The sequence below is a fragment of the Aeromonas sp. ASNIH5 genome (assembly GCF_002902865.1).
GTDB classification, from domain to species: Bacteria; Pseudomonadota; Gammaproteobacteria; order Enterobacterales; family Aeromonadaceae; genus Aeromonas; species Aeromonas caviae.
The window spans coordinates 1,588,071-1,606,991 of the sequence record NZ_CP026122.1 but is presented as its reverse complement, the minus strand read 5'-3'; the positions used below and the strand labels follow the sequence as shown (position 1 = coordinate 1,606,991).

22 protein-coding genes are annotated in these 18,921 nt (G+C 62.7%); 20 read left to right on the top strand and 2 right to left on the bottom strand.

What is annotated here, in order from left to right; all coding sequences use genetic code 11:
* Window position 1: 1 nt before the first annotated feature.
* The 15 genes from C2U30_RS07200 (at window position 2) to C2U30_RS07130 (ending at window position 11,923) form a co-directional block, all read left to right on the top strand.
* Window positions 2-910 carry an OmpA family protein gene (locus C2U30_RS07200; protein WP_045525215.1) on the top strand — a complete coding sequence of 303 codons (909 nt, stop codon included), beginning with the start codon at window positions 2-4 and terminating at the stop codon, window positions 908-910.
* Window positions 911-914: 4 nt separating this feature from the next.
* Window positions 915-1,709, top strand: coding sequence for a ParA family protein (locus C2U30_RS07195; RefSeq protein ID WP_010673940.1), 795 nt, complete (start codon window positions 915-917; stop codon window positions 1,707-1,709).
* A complete protein-coding gene (locus tag C2U30_RS07190) occupies window positions 1,706-2,572 on the top strand; it encodes a chemotaxis protein CheW (RefSeq protein WP_041212638.1) in 867 nt (288 codons plus the stop codon). Before C2U30_RS07195 ends, C2U30_RS07190 begins: the two co-directional genes overlap by 4 nt.
* A gap of 69 nt (window positions 2,573-2,641) precedes the next feature.
* Window positions 2,642-3,130, top strand: a complete 489-nt coding sequence (locus C2U30_RS07185) for a chemotaxis protein CheW (RefSeq protein WP_010673942.1) — start codon at window positions 2,642-2,644, stop codon at window positions 3,128-3,130.
* Window positions 3,131-3,201: 71 nt separating this feature from the next.
* Window positions 3,202-3,588 carry a DUF2802 domain-containing protein gene (locus C2U30_RS07180; protein ID WP_010673943.1) on the top strand — a complete coding sequence of 129 codons (387 nt, stop codon included), beginning with the start codon at window positions 3,202-3,204 and terminating at the stop codon, window positions 3,586-3,588.
* A gap of 218 nt (window positions 3,589-3,806) precedes the next feature.
* Window positions 3,807-4,442 (top strand): cytochrome c biogenesis heme-transporting ATPase CcmA, encoded by a 636-nt coding sequence (ccmA, locus tag C2U30_RS07175; protein ID WP_103243524.1) that lies wholly within the window; start codon window positions 3,807-3,809, stop codon window positions 4,440-4,442.
* Window positions 4,443-4,445: 3 nt separating this feature from the next.
* Window positions 4,446-5,114 carry a heme exporter protein CcmB gene (gene ccmB, locus C2U30_RS07170; RefSeq protein ID WP_010673945.1) on the top strand — a complete coding sequence of 223 codons (669 nt, stop codon included), beginning with the start codon at window positions 4,446-4,448 and terminating at the stop codon, window positions 5,112-5,114.
* A gap of 166 nt (window positions 5,115-5,280) precedes the next feature.
* A complete protein-coding gene (locus C2U30_RS07165; protein WP_010673946.1) occupies window positions 5,281-6,021 on the top strand; it encodes a heme ABC transporter permease in 741 nt (246 codons plus the stop codon).
* Between the two features lie 2 nt (window positions 6,022-6,023).
* Window positions 6,024-6,230, top strand: coding sequence for a heme exporter protein CcmD (gene ccmD, locus C2U30_RS07160; RefSeq protein WP_039039901.1), 207 nt, complete (start codon window positions 6,024-6,026; stop codon window positions 6,228-6,230).
* The gene (gene ccmE / locus C2U30_RS07155; protein WP_103243523.1) at window positions 6,227-6,718 is read left to right on the top strand and encodes a cytochrome c maturation protein CcmE; all 492 of its coding nucleotides are present in this window, start codon (window positions 6,227-6,229) and stop codon (window positions 6,716-6,718) included. The genes ccmD and ccmE overlap by 4 nt, the downstream gene beginning before the upstream one ends.
* Window positions 6,719-6,797: 79 nt before the next feature.
* Window positions 6,798-8,753 carry a heme lyase CcmF/NrfE family subunit gene (locus C2U30_RS07150; RefSeq protein WP_041212639.1) on the top strand — a complete coding sequence of 652 codons (1,956 nt, stop codon included), beginning with the start codon at window positions 6,798-6,800 and terminating at the stop codon, window positions 8,751-8,753.
* On the top strand, window positions 8,750-9,280 hold the full coding sequence (locus C2U30_RS07145) for a DsbE family thiol:disulfide interchange protein (RefSeq protein ID WP_103243522.1): 531 nt from the start codon (window positions 8,750-8,752) through the stop codon (window positions 9,278-9,280). Before C2U30_RS07150 ends, C2U30_RS07145 begins: the two co-directional genes overlap by 4 nt.
* A gap of 10 nt (window positions 9,281-9,290) precedes the next feature.
* Window positions 9,291-9,773, top strand: a complete 483-nt coding sequence (locus C2U30_RS07140) for a cytochrome c-type biogenesis protein (RefSeq protein WP_103243521.1) — start codon at window positions 9,291-9,293, stop codon at window positions 9,771-9,773.
* A complete protein-coding gene (gene ccmI, locus C2U30_RS07135; protein ID WP_103243520.1) occupies window positions 9,770-11,032 on the top strand; it encodes a c-type cytochrome biogenesis protein CcmI in 1,263 nt (420 codons plus the stop codon). Before C2U30_RS07140 ends, ccmI begins: the two co-directional genes overlap by 4 nt.
* A gap of 78 nt (window positions 11,033-11,110) precedes the next feature.
* Window positions 11,111-11,923 (top strand): MlaA family lipoprotein, encoded by an 813-nt coding sequence (locus C2U30_RS07130; protein WP_029314176.1) that lies wholly within the window; start codon window positions 11,111-11,113, stop codon window positions 11,921-11,923.
* A 109-nt stretch (window positions 11,924-12,032) separates the two neighbouring features.
* Here the strand turns inward: C2U30_RS07130 and sodB are convergent, their stop codons facing one another.
* Window positions 12,033-12,617 (bottom strand): superoxide dismutase [Fe], encoded by a 585-nt coding sequence (gene sodB, locus C2U30_RS07125; protein WP_103243519.1) that lies wholly within the window; start codon window positions 12,615-12,617, stop codon window positions 12,033-12,035.
* Window positions 12,618-12,904: 287 nt separating this feature from the next.
* Here sodB and C2U30_RS07120 point away from each other — a divergent pair, with 287 nt between their 5' ends.
* Window positions 12,905-13,249 carry a Grx4 family monothiol glutaredoxin gene (locus C2U30_RS07120; RefSeq protein WP_010673955.1) on the top strand — a complete coding sequence of 115 codons (345 nt, stop codon included), beginning with the start codon at window positions 12,905-12,907 and terminating at the stop codon, window positions 13,247-13,249.
* Window positions 13,250-13,316: 67 nt separating this feature from the next.
* On the opposite strand, the gene C2U30_RS07115 is transcribed toward C2U30_RS07120, so the two are convergent.
* Complete coding sequence (locus C2U30_RS07115) at window positions 13,317-14,528, bottom strand: RsmB/NOP family class I SAM-dependent RNA methyltransferase (RefSeq protein WP_010673956.1); 1,212 nt, start codon at window positions 14,526-14,528, stop codon at window positions 13,317-13,319.
* A 211-nt stretch (window positions 14,529-14,739) separates the two neighbouring features.
* Between C2U30_RS07115 and C2U30_RS07110 the strand changes: the two genes are divergently transcribed.
* The 4 genes from C2U30_RS07110 (at window position 14,740) to C2U30_RS07095 (ending at window position 18,782) form a co-directional block, all read left to right on the top strand.
* Window positions 14,740-16,707, top strand: coding sequence for a reprolysin-like metallopeptidase (locus C2U30_RS07110; protein ID WP_103243518.1), 1,968 nt, complete (start codon window positions 14,740-14,742; stop codon window positions 16,705-16,707).
* Window positions 16,704-17,027 carry a hypothetical protein gene (locus C2U30_RS07105; protein WP_103243517.1) on the top strand — a complete coding sequence of 108 codons (324 nt, stop codon included), beginning with the start codon at window positions 16,704-16,706 and terminating at the stop codon, window positions 17,025-17,027. The genes C2U30_RS07110 and C2U30_RS07105 overlap by 4 nt, the downstream gene beginning before the upstream one ends.
* A gap of 157 nt (window positions 17,028-17,184) precedes the next feature.
* The gene (gene pdxH, locus C2U30_RS07100; protein WP_103243516.1) at window positions 17,185-17,823 is read left to right on the top strand and encodes a pyridoxamine 5'-phosphate oxidase; all 639 of its coding nucleotides are present in this window, start codon (window positions 17,185-17,187) and stop codon (window positions 17,821-17,823) included.
* Window positions 17,823-18,782: a LysR substrate-binding domain-containing protein gene (locus C2U30_RS07095; protein ID WP_103243515.1), complete on the top strand. Its 960-nt coding sequence runs from the start codon at window positions 17,823-17,825 to the stop codon at window positions 18,780-18,782. Before pdxH ends, C2U30_RS07095 begins: the two co-directional genes overlap by 1 nt.
* Window positions 18,783-18,921 lie beyond the last annotated feature (139 nt).

The following is an 18,921-nucleotide window of genomic DNA, read 5'->3' as shown; positions in this document are numbered from 1 at the left end:
CATGCGCAAGCGCTATCGTTTGCACCTGCAAGGGCGAGAGCATCTCGATCGCTGGCTGGTCTCCTATGCCGATTACATGACGCTCATCTTCGCCCTTTTCGTGGTGCTCTACTCCGTTGCCATCGTCAACAAGGAGGAGTACCGCGCCGTCATCGAGGGCATGACCCAGGCCTTCAACCAGGCGCCGCGCAGCGATGGCCTGCTGGAAGGGCGGGGTAATTCCTTGCTGGACAACTCGGTCTCGGCCGCCCCCAGCCTGCTGGAGAGCCAGGCCTCTGCGTCCCCCTCGCGTGCCCCCATCACGGGTACGCCCGTCTCGCAAGATGGCACGGCTCTTGCGCAGATCGACATGCAGATCCAGGAGTCCATGGGCGCCCTGGTCGATGCGGGGGTGGTGAAGCTTGCGCAGGATGACAACTGGCTGACGGTGGAGCTGAGTTCAGGTCTCCTGTTCAACAGTGGCAGCGCTTTTCTGGGTAACAATGCCGCCCCTGTGCTCGATACGCTTTCAGGTATTCTCAAACCGGTCGATAACTATGTCAGGGTGCGGGGCTACACGGATAACCAACCGATAAACAACGAAATTTTCCGCTCCAACTGGACATTGTCAGCGGCCCGCGCCGAGGCAGTGCTCAATGCCCTGGTGGGCAAGGGGGTGGCTCCCGGTCGGCTCGCCTACGAGGCGTACGGAGAGTTTTCCCCCTTCGTCGACAATGGCACCGAGCAGGGACGATTACAGAATCGCAAGGTGGTGGTCGCCATATCCAGGTTCGCCTGGGTGCCACCAGCCCCCGTCAAACCGCTGACGGTGGCACCGGTGCAGGACGCACCGCAGAGTGTCGACAGTGAAAAGATCAGGGTGATCGCGCTGCCCGGTGGGGGCATACGCATAACAACAAGGCAGGATTGATACAGTGATTGTTTGGACGGTTGCCAATCAGAAAGGTGGAGTCGGTAAAACCACCACGGTCGTCTCCCTGGCGGGCATTCTGGCCCAGCGTGGCCAGCGGGTACTGCTGATCGACACCGACCCCCACGCCTCCCTGACCTCCTATCTCGATTTCGACTCGGACAGGCTGGAAGGCACCCTGTACGAGTTGTTCCAGGCGGCCAAACCCAGCGCCGAGCTGGTCAACCGGATGACCCTCAAGACCCGATTCGAGAACATCAGCCTGCTGCCCGCCTCGATTACCCTGGCCACGCTGGATCGGGTGATGGGCAACCGGGAAGGGATGGGGCTGGTGCTCAAGCGCGCTCTGCTGCGGGTGCAGGATCAGTTCGACTACGTGCTCATCGACTGTCCGCCGGTGCTGGGGGTCATGATGGTGAACGCGCTGGCGGCCTGCGATCGCATCCTGGTGCCGGTACAGACCGAATTCCTGGCCCTCAAGGGGCTGGAGCGGATGATGAAGACCTTCGAGATCATGCAGCGCTCCAAGCGGGAGAAGTTCCGCTACACCATCATTCCGACCATGTTTGACAAGCGTACCCGCGCCTCCCTGATGACATTGCAGTCCATCAAGGAGCAGTATGGGGAGGCGGTGTGGAATGCGGTCATTCCCATCGACACCAAATTCAGGGATGCCAGTCTGGTGCACATTCCTCCCTCCATCTATGCACCGGGCAGCCGGGGCACCTATGCCTATGAGACCCTGCTCAACCATCTCGACGCGCTGGAGCGTCAACGGACCCAGGAGGTGATGCCGTGAGAGAGACCACCCAGGTTCGGGCCATGGACGACTATTTCCACTCCCTGCTGCTGGACGATGCCCTGCTGCGGGAAGATCCCGAAGACGAAGCACCGGCCCCTGCGTTGCAACGTCAGACCGTCGCCGTGCCGGAGGTGGCTGCCACCCCCTATCTTGAAGCCGATACCCGACTGGCCCAGCTGAGCGAGCTGCTTGCCCAGGTGGGACAGGTCCAGTTCGAGATGGATGCCCTGAGCCACGAAGAGGTGCATGTCGAGCCATTCCAGCTCGAGGCGGAGGTGGTTGACAGTGAGCCTCTGGTCGCCCTGGCAGAGCCGATGGTGGAAGCCGTGGCGGAGGAAGTCGAGCCCGTCGCCCTCGCGGTGGCAGAACCCGCGCCCGCCCTCGAGGCGGCGCCCGCACCGTCGACCTGGGAGAACCTGGATACCGGCAACGAGTTTCAGGCGCTCTTCTTCGACGTGGCCGGGGTGACGTTTGCGGTGCCTCTGACCGAGTTGGGGGGCATCCATCAACTGGGGGAGGTGACCTCTCTCTTCGGCCAGCCGGGCTGGTACAAGGGGATCATGACCTCCCGCGAGCAGAAGATGAACGTGGTGGACACGGCCCAGTGGGTCATGCCGGGCCAGCATCTGGAGATGGACGATTACAAATATCTGATTATGCTGGGAGAATCACCCTGGGGATTGGCCTGTCACCAGTTGAAGGGCACAGAACTGCTGCACCGGGACCAGGTGAAGTGGCGCCATCAGGAGGGCAAGCGCCCCTGGTTGGCCGGCATGGTCAAGGAGAAGATGTGTGCCCTGCTGCACGTCAGGGAGCTCTTGCTGCTGCTTGGCCGGGGCGTGAACATCGAAGGCCGCTGACAACATCGGCATCGCCATGGTTTTATTGCTAATTTTACCCGTTGACGGGTTCATACAAGGATCAAGAAGATGACAGAGAAGCGCAATATTGCACAGAATCTGGCCGAAGACGAAGTGCTGCAGTGGGTGACCTTCCAGTTGGAAAACGAGACCTATGGCATCAACGTGATGCAGGTTCAGGAAGTGTTGCGCTACACCGAGATCGCTCCAGTCCCGGGTGCACCTGACTACGTGTTGGGTATCATCAACCTGCGTGGCAACGTGGTGACCGTCATCGATACCCGCTCCCGTTTTGGCCTGCCGGCCGGGGACGTGAGCGAGAACTCCCGCATCGTCATCATCGAGGCGGAGAAGCAGGTGATCGGCATCATGGTGGACAGCGTGGCCGAGGTGGTCTATCTGCGCTCCTCCGAGATCGATGCCGCCCCGGCGGTGGGCACCGAGGAGAGTGCCAAGTTCATCCAGGGCGTCAGCAACCGTGACGGCCAACTGCTGATCCTGGTGGATCTCAACAAGCTGCTCTCCGACGAAGAGTGGGAAGACATTGGTTCCCTGTAACAGGGACGGGAACGTGCGGACGGGGGCGATGGCACCTGTCCGCCTCCCTGTGACGGTAAGGTGATGGTTTGATGATTGAATTTGCAGCCTTGGGGTTGTCCTTGCTCGCACTGGTGCTGGCCCTTTACGGGATCCTGGGGCACCGTCGTCGCCAGCGAGAGTCCGAGGCCAGGGTGGAAGCGCTGCAGGGGCAGCTCGAGAGTCTGCGCAAGCAGATGATGGAGTTGCACACGGGCGCCATCGGCATGGGTCAGCGTCTGCAAGCCGCAGAAGGGGCCATGCAGAAGATCCACGACAGCCAGCAGGAGCTGACGTTGCAGGATCCGGAGCGCCGCCTCTACAGCCGCGCTGCCAAGATGGTGGAGCTTGGTGCCGATCTGGACGAGGTGATGAGCGAGTGCGAGTTGCCCCAGGCGGAAGCGGAGCTGCTTATTTCCCTGCGAAAGGGACGCAGCTGACGGATGTGTCGCGGGGAGGCCGGTGCCTCCCCGCTTTCTGTTCGACCCGTGGCCACCTCTTTTTCGATGCCGGGACGGTGATAATCCTTTGGCATCAATCTCTTTGGTGGGGGCGCGATCTTCCCCACAAATCCTGTTGATTATTGGCATCTTTGAAAAGACGCCTCCGGATCCTGTGTTAAGATGCAGGCCGCCTCATTTTCAACGATTACATCCCCATGCTGCTTCAAGCGAACAATCTGAGCTGCGTGCGTGAAGATCGCACCCTGTTTGAACATCTCTCCTTCGCGGTGCGTGCCGGGGATTTGATGCAGATTGAGGGTCCCAACGGGGTGGGCAAGACCAGCCTGTTGCGCCTGCTCACCGGCCTCTCCCAGCCCTTTGCTGGCGAGGTGTGCTGGAATGGGGAGAATATCCGCCATTGCCGGGATGAATACCACGCCAGCCTGCTTTACCTGGGCCATCAGCCCGGCGTCAAGGCGACCCTGACCCCCCTTGAGAATCTCTCCTTCTACCAGAAGCTCCATGGCCCTGCCGGGGAGGGCGTGGATCTCTGGCGGGTGCTGGCCCAGGTCGGCCTCGCCGGTTTCGAAGACTATCCCGCGGGGCAGCTCTCCGCCGGGCAGCAGCGACGGGTGGCGCTGGCCAGGCTGTGGCTGAGCGAGCGACCGGCGCTCTGGATCCTGGACGAGCCCTTCACCGCCATCGACAAGCAGGGGGTCAGGGTGCTGGAGCAGTTGTTCCTCGCCCACGCGGACAGGGGGGGCATGGTGGTCCTTACGACCCACCAGGATCTGACCCTGATGCAGGGACGGCTCAAGACCCTCTCTCTGACCTCGCTGTTGCAGGAGTAGCCCATGCTGCGCGCCGTCATACACCTTATTCACCGCGAGTTGCTGATGGCCCTGCGCCAGCGCGCCGACATCTTCAACCCGCTCTGGTTCTTCCTCATCGTCATCACCCTGTTTCCGTTAGGGATCGGGCCCGAGCCCCAGTTGCTGGCCCGCATCGCTCCCGGCATTATCTGGGTGGCGGCCCTGCTGGCAGCCATGCTCTCCCTGGAGCGGCTGTTTCGTGACGACTTCAGTGACGGCGCCCTGGAGCAGATGATGCTGATGCCCCATCCCCTGGGGTTGCTGGCCCTGGCCAAAGTGATCGCTCACTGGTTGCTGACCGGTCTGCCGCTGTTGCTGGTCTCCCCCTTGCTCGCCATCCTGCTCTCCCTGGAGCTGAAGACCTATCTGGCCGTGGTGGCCACCCTGGCGCTCGGTACGCCGGTGCTGAGCCTGCTCGGGGCGGTCGGAGTGGCGCTGACCGCAGGGCTGCGCAAGGGGGGCGTGCTGCTCAGCCTGTTGCTGCTGCCGCTCTATATTCCGGTGCTTATCTTCGCCACGTCCGCCATCGACGCGGCCAGCATGGGACTGCCCTATGCCGGTCAGCTCGCCATCCTGGGGGCCATGCTGGTGGGGGCATTGACCCTGACGCCCCTGGCTATCTCGGCGGCGTTGCGGGTGAGTGTCAACTGATTGATTTGGTGAAAAGATTTTCGTTTGAAGCCTAGTTAGGGGCGAGATAGTTGAGATAGATCAAGGGGATGGCTGCTTATTGCTTTCGGGGGATATGATGTTTTTCCCCCATGGGTATGGTAGCCCTCGCCACTTAAAAATTAATAACTGAAAGGTTTCGTGAGCTATGTGGAAATGGTTGCACCCTTATGCCAAACCCGAGCGCGCCTATGGGCTGGCCGGCACCCTGCTGCCCTGGTTTGCCGTGACAAGCCTGCTCGCCTTCATCATCGGCACCGTCTGGGGGCTGGCTTTCGCTCCCGCCGATTACCAGCAGGGTGACTCTTTCAGGATCATCTATATCCATGTGCCCTCCGCCATCCTTTCCATGGGCGCCTACTCCACCATGGCGGTGGCCGCCTTCATTGGCCTGGTGTGGCAACTGCGCATGGCAGACATGACGGTGGCGGCCATCGCCCCGGTGGGGGCCGTCTTCACCTTCATCGCCCTCTTCACCGGCGCCGCCTGGGGCAAACCCATGTGGGGCACCTGGTGGGTGTGGGATGCCCGGCTCACCTCCGAGCTCATCCTGCTGTTCCTCTATCTGGGTGTCATCGCCCTCTACAACGCCTTCAGCGACAAGGTGGTGGCGGGCCGCGCCGCCGGCATCCTGGCGCTGGTCGGGGTGATCAACCTGCCCATCATCCACTACTCGGTGGAGTGGTGGAACACCCTGCACCAGGGGGCCACCATCACCAAGTTTGACAAACCCTCCATCTCCCCCGAGATGCTGTGGCCGCTGCTCATCATGATCCTGGCGTTCGCCGCGTTTCTCGGTGCCCTGACCCTGATGCGTTTTCGCAATGAGCTGCTGATGCGGGAGTGGCACCGCCCCTGGGTCGCCGACATCGCCAGGCAGGAGAAGTAAGCATGCACTTTGCCTCGTTCAGTGATTTCATGGCCATGGGAGGCTATGCCTTCTACGTCTGGCTCTCCTTCGGTCTGACCCTGCTCTGCCTGGTCGGCATCGTCATTTCCACCCGGTTGAAGACCCGCAGCCTGCTTGGCGAACTGCGCAACAAGCAGGCTCGGGAGGCACGCCGCAAGGCGGCCCAGCAGATGGAGAACACCCTATGAACCCGCGCCGCAAGAAACGCCTCACCATCATCCTGGCCATCAGCCTGGGCCTTGCCAGCGTGACTGGCCTGGTGCTCTATGCCCTGAGCCAGAACATCGACCTCTTCTACACCCCGAGCGAGCTGGTGGAAGGGAAGGGGCCGGAGAAGGTCAAGCCCGAGGAGGGGCAGCGCCTGCGCATCGGTGGCCTGGTAGTGCCGGGGTCTGTGGTGCGGGATCCCCAGAGCCTCAAGGTAGCCTTCAAGCTGGTGGACAACGGCGGCCATCTGGTGACGGTGGAGTTTGACGGCATTCTGCCGGACCTGTTCCGCGAGGGGCAGGGCATTGTCGCTCAGGGCACCCTCAAGGATGCCACCACGGTCGCCGCCTTCGAGGTGCTGGCAAAGCACGACGAGAACTACATGCCGCCGGAAGTGGCCGACGCTACCAACGGCATGCACTTCAAGCCCGAATACACAGAGGCGCAGTTGCAGGGAGCCAAGCAATGATGCCGGTATGCGCCAAGAATTCACTTCTTTATACCGCCAAATCGGCAGGTTTCTCCGTGCAATCGAGAGGGAATAGTCAATGATCCCGGAATTAGGGCAGTTCTCACTGATCCTGGCCTTCGCCACCGCCCTGCTGCTGGGCAGTTACCCGCTGATCGGGGCCCATCTCGGTCGTCTTGGCATGATGTCGGCGGCCCGCCCGCTCGCCTACAGCCAGTTCCTGCTGCTGCTGCTGTCGTTTCTCTGCCTCACCTGGGCCTTTATCGACAACGACTTCACCGTGCAGTACGTGGCCACCAACTCCAACAGCCTGCTGCCCCTGCAATACCGCATCTCGGCGGTGTGGGGAGCCCATGAAGGCTCGCTGCTGCTCTGGGTGCTGACCCTGGGGGGCTGGACGGCGGCGGTGGCCCTCTTCAGCCGTCGCCTGCCGCTCGATGCGGTGGCGCGGGTACTCGGGGTGCTCGGCCTTATCTCGGTGGGCTTCACCGCCTTTGTGCTGTTCACCTCGGATCCTTTCACCCGCACCCTGCCGTATTTCCCGGTGGACGGGCGGGATCTCAATCCGCTGCTGCAGGACCCGGGTCTCATCTTCCACCCCCCCATGCTCTACATGGGCTACGTGGGCTTCTCGGTGGCCTTCGCCTTCGCCATCGCCTCCCTGATGACGGGGCGTCTGGACGCCACTTGGGCGCGCTGGTCCCGTCCCTGGACCATGGCGGCCTGGGTCTTCCTGACGCTGGGCATCGTGCTCGGTTCCTGGTGGGCCTATTACGAACTCGGCTGGGGCGGCTGGTGGTTCTGGGACCCGGTGGAAAACGCCTCCTTCATGCCCTGGCTGGCGGGCACGGCCCTGCTCCACTCCCTCGCGGTGAGCGAGAAGCGCGCCACCTTCAAGGCCTGGACCGTGCTGCTGGCGCTCTCGGCCTTCTCCCTGAGCCTGCTCGGCACCTTCCTGGTGCGTTCCGGCGTGCTGGTATCGGTCCATGCGTTTGCCTCGGACCCGACCCGGGGTCTGTTTATCCTGGGCTTCCTGCTGGCGGTGATAGGCAGCTCCCTGCTGCTGTTCGCCTTCAAGGGCTCCCAGGTGAAGAGCCACGGCAAGCATGAGCTGTGGAGCCGCGAGACCCTGCTCCTTGGCAACAACATCCTGCTGGTGGCGGGTCTGCTCACCGTGCTGCTCGGCACCCTGTTGCCCCTGGTGCACAAGGAGCTGGGGCTTGGCAGCATCTCCATCGGCACCCCCTTCTTCAACCACATCTACAGCTGGCTCATCATCCCCTTCGCCCTGCTGCTGGGGGTGGGCCCCCTGTTCCGCTGGCGCCGCCAGGATCTCGGTGAGCTCAAGGGCAAGGTGATGCTCGCCCTGGTGCTGAGCCTGGCCGCGGCTCTGCTGTTGCCCAAACTCTTTGCCGAGGCGTTCAAACCCTGGGCTGCGCTCGGTATCGGCCTTGGCGTCTGGATCATCGTCACCAGTGTGCAGGAGACCTGGGCGCGGGCCACCCACAAACACGGTTTTGCCACCGGCGTGCGCAAGCTTGGCAACAGCCACTGGGCCATGATCCTGGGGCACGTGGGGCTCGCGGTCAGCATCATCGGCATCGCCTGCACCCAGAACTACAGCATCGAGAAGGACCTGCGGATGCAGGCCGGCGATCGCGTCCAGTTCGCCGATTACGAGTTCGTCTTCACCGGCATCAAGGAGAAGAACGGCCCCAACTACGACGGTTTCAAGGGCGTGCTGGAAGTGCACCGGGATGGCAAGCAGGTAGCCCTGCTCAAACCCGAGAAGCGGATGTACACCGTGAGCCGCATGCCGATGACCGAGGCGGCCATCGATGCGGGTGTTACCCGGGATCTCTATGCGGCGCTCGGCGAGCAGCTCGACAACGGCGCCTGGGCGGTACGGATCTACTACAAGCCCTTCGTGCGCTGGATCTGGTTCGGCGGCGTCTTCATGGCCCTCGGCGGCGTGCTGGCCATGCTGGACAAGCGCTACCGCTTCGGACGTCGTGACGAGGAGGCCAAGGCATGAACAAGAAGACCTGGCTCTATCTGCTGCCCTTCATCATCTTCCTGATGGGGGCCGTGTTTCTGTTCAAGGGGCTCTACTCCGATCCCACCAAGCTCGAATCCGTGATGGTGGACAAGGAGGTGCCCGTGTTCACCCTGCAGGACATCTATGACCTGGGCAAGCAGCACGACAGGAGCATCCTCAAGGGGCGCCCCATGCTGCTCAACGTCTGGGCCACCTGGTGCCCGACCTGTTACGGGGAACACACCTACCTCAAGGAGCTGGCGGGGCAGGGGATCTACATCGTCGGCATGAACTACAAGGACGAGCGTGACAAGGCCATCAAGTGGCTGGCGGAGCTTGGCAATCCCTACCAGGTCAACCTCTACGATCCGGACGGCATGCTGGGGCTGGATCTCGGTGTCTATGGCGCGCCCGAGACCTTCTTCATCGACAGCCAGGGCATCATCCGCTATCGCCACGTGGGGGACATCAACCCAGACGTCTGGGCCAGTACCCTCAAACCCATCTTCGATGCCATGAAGTGAGGCCTCCCCGATGAAAACACTGATTGCATCCCTGTTGCTGCTGGCCGGTCTCGTCTGCGCCGGACAGGCCCGCGCCGCCATCGATGTCTACACCTTCGAGAGCGACACCCAGGAGCAGACCTTTCGCGAGCTGACCCGCGAGCTGCGCTGCCCCAAGTGCCAGAACCAGGATATCGCGGACTCCAACGCCGGGCTCGCCAAGGATCTGCGGGACAAGACCTACCAGATGGTGCGCGAGGGCAAGGAGAAGCAGGAAGTGGTGGACTACATGGTGGCCCGCTACGGCAACTTCATTCTCTATGATCCCCCCCTGATGGCCTCGACCCTGATCCTCTGGCTTGGCCCCTTGCTGGTCATCGTGATTGGCGTCGTCACCGTGGTGGTGCGAAGCCGCCGCCATGCCCCTGCTCCCTTTCAACAGCCTGAAGGCACCCTGAGTGCAGAAGAGCAGGCCAGGCTGTCCGCCCTGCTCAAAGAGGAAGAGAAACCATGACCCCATTCTGGATACTGGGTGCGGCCCTGCTGGTGCTGGCGAGCCTGGCGCTGATCGTGCCGCTGTGGCGCGGCGAGGGCCGGCAGAGCATCAGTCGCTCGGCCCTCAACAAGCAGCTTTATCGGCAGCGCCTGCTGGAGATAGGGGAAGAGCGGGAGCAGGGGATACTGGCGGAGGAGCCGGAATCCCTGGTGGAGCTGCAGCGCAGCCTCCTGGACGATATTCCCGACGTGGAGCAGACCGCCCGTGGCGGCAAGAGCCTGATCTGGATCCCCGGTGTGCTGGTGCTGGCGGTGGTGAGCATCGGCCTCTACGCCAAGCTCGGCGCCTGGCAGGAGGTGAGCCGCTGGCAGGATGCCAGCAGCCGGTTGGGGGAGCTCAGCAATCGCATCCTGGTGGAGCGCGACACCCGGGTGACCGAGCAGGATCTGCTGGACTTCACCCTGGCCCTGCGAACCCGGCTGAAAGAAGAACCGAACGACTACCGTGGCTGGCTGCTGCTGGGGCGCCTGACCCTGGATGGCAATGATCCCGAGATGGCCCGCGAGGCGCTGGAGCGTGCCTACGCCCTCGCGCCCCAGAAGGCCATGGTGGCGGTGCCCTATGCCCAGGCCCTGATGATGACGGGGGAGGAAGCCCGTGCGGATCAGCTGTTGCAGGCGGTCATTGCCGAGGACCCGGCCAACATCGAGGCCCGCTCCGTCCACGCCTTCATGGCCCTGCAAAAAGAGGATTTCCAGACCGCCCTCGACCGCTGGCAGGGGATGTTGCCGCTGCTGGAGCCGGGCTCGGCCCGCTACACCATGGTGGAGCGCTCCATGGAGTACGCCAGGCAGCAGCTTGGCCAGCGTGGCATCGCCGTGACCACCCCGTCTGCCGAAGGCCAGGCACAAGCCGAGGTGCTGGCGGTGAAAGAGGGGGAGTTCCCCCTGCACATCACCCTGGCGCCGGGCATCAAGATGCCGGAAGATGCCCATCTGTTCGTCTTTGCGGTGATCCCCAACGGTCCGCCCATGCCCATCGCGGTCAAGCGCATTGCAGACCCGCATCTCCCGCTCACCCTCTCCCTGGGGGACGGGGATGCCATGATGGAGGGGAGCAAGCTGGTGGCCCATGCCGAGCTGCAGTTCAAGGCGCGCCTCTCCCGAGGTGGCAACGTCATGAACAAGGAAGGCGCCTTTGAAGGGGTTTCGGTCACCGTGCCGACCAGCACCATCCCCACAGCGCCGATTGACATCCGCATCGATCACGCCCTCTAATACGCTTTTGGCCCACCCCTTGGGGTGGGCCCCCTGTATAATTCATATCAATACCCAAAAAAATCTTAGGACTTTCATATGTATCTGCGTTCAGGAGCATTGGCGGTGGCATTGCTGCTCGCGGGCTGTGCGGGCGGCCCTCCCAAGCCGGGCCCGGAGAGCCTGGATCTCGGCGAGACCCCGAGCCGCCCCGGGGCATCCAGCACGGCCAGCGATCCTCGCGACCCCTTCCAGGGGCCCAACCGTGCCATGTGGGCCGTCAACTATGACGTGCTGGAGCCCTATGTGGCGCGCCCCGTGGTACACGGCTATGCCCGCTATGTCCCGCAAGGGGTGAGGGACAGCATCGAGAATTTCGTGGACAACTTCGACGAGCCGAGCAGCATGGTAAACCACCTGCTGGTGGGTGATCTGAAAGGGGCCGGTACCAACCTGGGCCGCTTCACCCTCAACACCACTGTGGGCCTGCTCGGTCTGTTCGACGTGGCCAAGCATGCGGGCCTGGCTCGCAACACGCTGGAGATGGATACCGTGCTCGGCAAGGCCGACATCGGGGATGGCGCCTATCTGATGGTGCCGGTCTACGGTCCCACCACCACCCGGCAACTGGTAGGGGATACCATCGATACCATCTACTTCCCCTATGCCCTGCTGACCTTCCCGCTGAAGGTGGTGCACTGGGCACTGGATGGCCTCGGTACCCGCTCCAAGCTGATCGATCAGGAGCGTATCATCGACAACGCGCTGGATCCTTACGCCCTGACCAAGGACTTCTACTTGCAGTACAACGATGGCAAGGTGACGGGCCGCAAACCCGAGCTCCAGGAGCAGAAGCCAGAGGCGGCGGATGATGGCAACCTCGACGATTACATGGACGAGATAGACCAGTAAGCACGGTCATCTTCCACAAGGCGCCTGAGGGCGCCTTTGTTGTCGATGGCAGGTATTCGACATAAAAAAACGCCCCGCAAGTGCGGGGCGTTTTGGCAAGAAAGGCTTATCAGGCAGCCAGGTTCTTGGCCACGAATTCCCAGTTGACCAGGGCCCAGAAGGTTTCCATGTACTTCGGACGCAGGTTGCGGAAATCGATGTAGTAGGCGTGTTCCCACAGGTCGACGGTCAGCAGCGGGGTGGTACCGGCTTCGGTCAGCGGGCAACCGGCGTTGGAGGTGTTGACGATGGCCAGGGTGCCGTCAGCCTTTTTCACCAGCCAGGTCCAGCTGGAGCCGAAGTTGCCGATGGCAGACTTGGTGAACGCATCCTTGAACTCGGCGAAGGAGCCGAAGGCCTTGGTGATGGCATCGGCCAGGGCGCCAGTGGGCTCGCCACCGCCGTTCGGGGAGAGGCAGTGCCAGTAGAAGGTGTGGTTCCAGATCTGGGCAGCGTTGTTGAAGACGCCACCAGTGGAGGTCTTGATGATCTCTTCCAGAGACTTGCCTTCAAACTCGGTACCCGGCACCAGGTTGTTCAGGTTGACCACGTAGGTGTTGTGGTGCTTGCCATGGTGGTATTCCAGGGTTTCCTGGGAGATGTGCGGTTCCAGAGCATTGATTGCATAGGGCAGAGCGGGAAGTTCGAAAGCCATTTTCTACTCTCCATTGGCTGGTCCGTGCGAAGGCGACGGTTGCAAGACATTGCGTACTCTTTTCTATCTTGAAAAGAATTGTTCTTGAAATGAGGGGGCCAGACGGCCCAAAGCCCGTCGATTGTAGCAGTATCAAAGATGGGCGAACAACCCTTGATTCTTGCCATGATCCGGATCAAGCTGCGGCGTATTGATGCATGACTTCTTTCATTCGCAACGGTTTGCCAGTTTGTGGTCTGCCCGGATTGCAGTAGAATGGCCGCCGAAATCGCTCCAGTGAGGCATTTATGGAAACTATTGAAAAGATCAAACAGCAGTTGGCTGAGAATCCCATCATCCTCTACATGAAGGGATCCCCCAAGCTGCCCAGCTGCGGTTTCTCTGCCCAGGCCTCCCAGGCCCTGATGTCCTGCGGCGAGCCTTTCGCCTATGTCGACATCCTGCAGAACCCGGACATCCGCGCCGAGCTGCCGAAATTCGCCAACTGGCCCACCTTCCCGCAACTGTGGGTCGAGGGCGAGCTGGTCGGTGGTTGCGACATCATGATCGAGATGTTCCAGGCCGGCGAGCTGCAGACCCTGATCAAGGAAACTGCCGCCAAGCACAAGCAGGATGACGCTGCCGCCGAATAAGGCCGCATCCATACCATGCAAAAAGGGGAGCCACTGGCTCCCCTTTTCTTTGTGCCCACGACAGACATCAGGCGATGCGTTCGAGGCGCGCCATGTAGAAGCCGTCGAAGCCGGTCTCGGCCGGGCTGACGTTGTGATCGCCGATCAGGCGGAAGTGCTCGTTGGCGGCGAGGAACTTGTCCACCTGCTGGCGGTTCTCCTCGGGCAGGATGGAGCAGGTGGCGTAGACCAGCAGGCCGCCCACCTTCACCATCTGGCTGTAGCGCTGCAGGATCTCCTCTTGCAGGGCGACCAGCACCGGCAGGCGCTCGGCGGTGTCGCGCCACTTGGCATCCGGGTTGCGCTTGAGCACGCCAAGGCCGGAGCAGGGGACGTCCAGCAGCACGCGATCGGCGCTTTCTTTCAGGCGCTTGACGGTCTTGCTGCTGGTGATGACCCGGGTCTCCACGTTGTGGGCACCGGCGCGGCGGGCGCGCTGCTTGAGGTTCTCCAGTTTCCACTCTTCCACGTCCATGGCCAGCAGACGGCCCTTGCCCTGCATCATGGCGGCCAGGTGCAGGGTCTTGCCGCCGGCACCGGCACAGGCGTCGATGACCCGCATGCCGGGCTTGACGTCGAGGGCCGCGGCCACCAGCTGGGAGCCGGCATCCTGCTGCTCGAAGCAGCCATCGGCAAAGGCCTGGGTACGGAACAGGGCGGCGTCCGAGGTCACTTGCAAGGCAGTCTCCACTCCGTCGACGGGCACTGTGGTGACATGCTCTTTGGCCAGCATGGCTTGCAGCTCGTCCCGGGTGCACTTGAGGGTGTTGACCCGCAGGTAACGCTTGGGCATCCAGGCCAGGGCGGCACGCTCGGCCGGCCAGGCGTCGCCCAGTTGCTCGCTGCCGAGTTTTTCCAGCCAGGCAGGGCAGCCGTCCATCAGCACCGGGTTCTTCTTGGCTTCGGTCAGGCGGCGGCGGAAGGCCTCCTCGTTGAAGCGATCCAAGGTCGGGTGGTTGGGCTGATCTATCTTGTGGAAGGCGTGCCAGCTGTGCAGCAGCGGCCAGACATTCTTCTCCGCCTGACGGACCTGGATGCCGGTGAGGAAGCAGTAGAGGCTGAGGCGGCGCAGCAGATCGCCGGTGACCAGGGCAATCCTTGCCTGTTCTTGCGGTTTGAGTTCGATGCCGGAGAAGTGACGTGCATAGGCGCGGTCGAGGGTAAGACCCTGACCCAGCACATCGTCAACGATGGCAACGACCAGATCCCCGAAACGGGGCAACAGTGGGGACTTGAGCATGAGATTAACCTTGGCCAAAGAAAGAGTGAACCGGCCCCGTCGAAGAGGGGTTCTGGAACGGACAAATCCGCGCCATGATAGGGGCTAGTCTGCATTGGTGCAACCTTCCCCATTCGGGGAATGTACAGAGGATGTTGCTGGACTAATCGGACCAGCGGGCAAATGATGCCGTGGCAGTTCAGGTGAATCCGTTTAAAAAGGAATTAAAAAGATGCAGTTGATGAAATATTCTCCGCTGGCGGTGCTGGTGGCGGGTCTGATGACGTCCGGCAATCTGATGGCCGGCGAGTGGCATACGGTCACGGCGCGGGCCACCGCCGCCGATGGGTACGAGGTGAGGGCCAGCCAGTATCGTATCGTCACCGTCTCCACCGATTACCTGGCTGCCCTGAAGGGGGGCGAGCGCCGCCTGACTCTGCCCCTGCCGGATGGCAAGGAGGTGACCTTCAGCCTGCAACCCTATGATCTGCTGCCGGCGGATCTGGCCGCCAAATATCCCGATATCCTGGCCTTCAAGGGGTACAACGAAGCGGCGCCGGGCGAGACCGGGCGCTTCGATCTCGGTCCCCAGGGATTCCACGCCATGTTCAGCCATGAAGGGAAGATGGTGTTCGTCGATCCCCTTCGCAACGGGGAAGGCTATGCCGTCTATTACCAGCAGGATGCCCACAGCCGGCTGGAAGAAGAGGCGGACAAGGTGATTGGGGGCGAGGCCAAAAAGCTGGCCCGCCAGGTGCTGGTGGATGGCAACGAGCGCAAGCGTTATGTCATCGCCATCTCGGCGGCGGGGGAGTATACCCAGTATCACGGCGGTACCGTGGAGGCGGGTCTTGGCGCCATCACCACCCTGCTCAACCGGGTCAACGAGGTCTACCAGCGTGACGTGGCGGCCGAATTCCAGCTGGCCAGCGGCAACGACACCATCATCTTCACCGACGTGGCGAACGATCCCTTCAACAATGATGACGGCGATGTCGATGCCAACATGCAGGTGCAGGCCGATGCCCTGACCAAGGGTCTGGGGGCCTTCGACATCGGCCATGTGGTCAACACCGGTGGCGGCGGCCTGGCGGGACTGGGCGTACTCTGCACCCCTGACAAATCGGCGGGGATGACGGGCTCCTCCGAGCCGGTGGGGGATGCCTTCTTCATCGACTACGTGGCCCACGAGATTGGTCACCAGTTCGGGGCAGACCACACCTTCAACGGCACCACAGGCAGTTGTGGCGGCGGCAACCGGGAACCAAGCCAAGCCTGGGAGCCGGGCAGCGGCAGCTCCATCATGGCCTATGCGGGGATCTGCGGAGACGAAGATCTGCAGCCCCACAGCGAGCCCTATTTCCACAGCAAGTCCATCGAGCAGATGCGGGCCCACATGGCCACGGAGCCAAATTGCGGCACCCCGTTGGCGCTGGTCAACAATGCGCCCCAGGTGGCGGCAGGCAATGACTACGTCATCCCTGCCAACACCCCCTTCGTGCTCAAGGGGGCGGGGGCCGATCTTGACAGCGATCCGCTGAATTACACCTGGGAGCAGATCGATCTGGGGACGGAGTCGAGCAGCCTGGCCACCATGGTGGACGACGGCAGCCGCCCGCTGTTCCGTTTCGTGGCGCCGACCAGCGTGCCGGAGCGCACCCTGCCGAGTCTCACCTCCCTGCTCACCAACACCCTGGCGATAGGGGAGGCCTGGCCTGCCACCAACCGGGACCTGAACTTCCGCCTCACGGCGCGGGACGGCAAGGGCGGTGTCGCCAGCGATGACATGAAGATCCAGGTGGTCAACACCGGCAAGGCCTTCGCCCTGACCAGCCCGGTGGTGACCCCCCTGGGGGCGGGCAAGACGCAGACCATCAGTTGGGAAGTGGCCGGCACCAATGCCGCCCCCATCAACTGCAGCAAGGTGGATCTCTTCATGACCCGGGACGAGGGGGCAAACTGGACTCCCCTTGCCAGCGGCAAACCCAACTCGGGCTCGGCGAGCGTCACCATCCCGGCGGGCCAGGATGGCACTGCCCGCTTGAAGGTGGCGTGCAGCGACAACATCTTCTTCGCCATCAGTCCCCTCAAGCTCTCGGTCACCCAGCGCGGCGAAGAGGGGGGAAGCGGTGGCGGCGGTGCCCTCGGCTTCTGGACCCTGGCCCTGGCGTTGCTGGGCTGGCAGCGGAGGCGGGCATGAGACTGCTCGGCACGCTGCTGCTCGCCCTGCTCGGCGGTTGTCAGGCCGATGCAGACACCCTGGAACAGGCGGTCAGCGCCAGCCTTGCCAGGCAGGATTACCGGCTGATCGTGCGGGCCGGGCGCGGCGAGGTGGCGCCCGGGATCGCGGCGGATCAGCAGGCGGCGGCCAAGGCGCGCTGCGGCGTGCGCTATCTCGATGGATTCGGGGATGTCATCAAGCCGGATCAGAAGGAGGCCCATGCCAGGCTGAGCGCCTATGCGGCGGACTACAACCGGCGCATGCTGGCCCATTGCCCGCCGGTTGACGGCAAGCAGTAGGCTGACGGTCATCGGCATAAAGAGGGAGGCATGAGCCTCCCTCTTTTTTTGCTCCGCCATTTGGCCGCCCCGAGGCTTGTACCCATGGCGCGCTCGTCGCACAATGCCTGCACCCATCGCCGCACGGGCGGCAGAGAAAGAGAGAAGGAAAATCAAGATGATGGATGTGGCTGATCTGCGTCGCGAATACACCAGGGGTGGACTGCACCGGGCCGATCTGCCGGCCGAGCCCCTCGCCCTGTTCGAGAAGTGGCTGGCCCAGGCGTGCGAGGCCAAACTGACCGATCCCACCGCCATGGTGGTGGGCACCGTGGATGCCGATGGCCAGCCCTGGCAGCGCACCGTGCTGCTCAAGCACTACGATGCCGAAGGCATGGTGTTCTACACCAACATGGGCAGCCGCAAGGCGCATCAGCTGGAGGGCAACCCCCGTATCAGCCTGCTCTTCCCCTGGCATACCCTGGACAGACAGGTACACGTGACCGGTCGGGTGGAGAAGATGAGCACCTTCGAGGTGATGAAGTATTTCCACAGCCGTCCCAAGGACAGCCAGATCGCCGCCTGGGTCTCCAAACAGTCGACCCGCATCTCGGCCCGTGGCGTGCTGGAGGCCAAGTTCCTCGAACTCAAACAGAAGTTTGCCAATGGCGAGGTGCCGCTGCCGAGCTTCTGGGGTGGTTTCCGGGTGCGCATCGACACCGTCGAGTTCTGGCAGGGCGGGGAGCACCGTCTGCACGATCGCTTCTATTACACCCGCGAGGGGGACGGCTGGCACATCGCGCGCCTGGCACCCTGATGAACATCGCCCGGCTCAAGAACTTCACCGAGATAGTGAAGAACAACTTCAACATCTCGGCGACGGCGGAGAAGCTCTATACCTCCCAGCCGACCCTCAGCAAGCAGATGAAGATGCTGGAAGAGGAGCTAGGGCTGGCGCTGTTTACCCGCAAGGGCAAGAACCTGTCGGGCCTGACCCCCATGGGGGAGCAGGTGATGGAGCTGGCCAGGGGAGTGGTGGCCCAGGTGGAGCAAATTGGCCAGCTTTCCCTCGGGGATCAGCTGGCCACCAGCGGGGTGCTGCGCATCGCCACCACCCACACCATGGCCCGCTACAAGCTGCCGGCGGTCATTACCGAATTCTCCCGCCGCTACCCCGAGGTGAGCATCCAGCTGCATCAGGGAGCCCCTGCCCAACTGGCGCAGATGGCGCAAAACGGGGATGTGGAGATGGCCATCGCCACCGAGTCCATGCACCTGTTCGACGAGCTGGCGACCGTGCCCTGCTATCGCTGGGGGCGCAGCGTGGTGGTGCCCCACGGCCATCCGCTGCTGGACTGCCAGCCGCTGGCCATGGCGGATCTGGCCCGGTATCCCCTCATCACCTATGTGTTCGGTTTCACCGGCCGCTCCAAGATGGACAAGGCGTTCGGTCGCCATGGCCTCAGCCCCCGCATCGTGCTGACGGCCACCGACAGCGACATCATCAAGCACTATGTGCGCCTGGGGATGGGTGTCGGGGTGATCGCCACCTCGGCGTTCGACGAAGGGGACAGGGAGAGCCTGGTCTGCCTCAACATCGATCATCTGATCGCCTCGAGCGTGGCCCATGTGTGCCTGCGCAGGCACGCCCACCTGCGGGACTACATGTACGACTTCATCCACCTCTATGCCCCCCATGTGAGCCGGGAGACGGTGCAGCTGGCGCTGCTCAACCAGGGAACGCCCGCCCCGTCTGCGACCCTGCCCTGGCTCTGAAGGCCGTCAGGGGGAGTCAGATGTGCTGCATAGAGGCAAAAAAGAGAGGCCAATGGCCTCTCTTTTTTGTGATAAGTGGTGTCCTGCGCTGCCTTTTCCCGGTGATCCCTCTCTCCCGGCTATCGTGGTCACCATATTG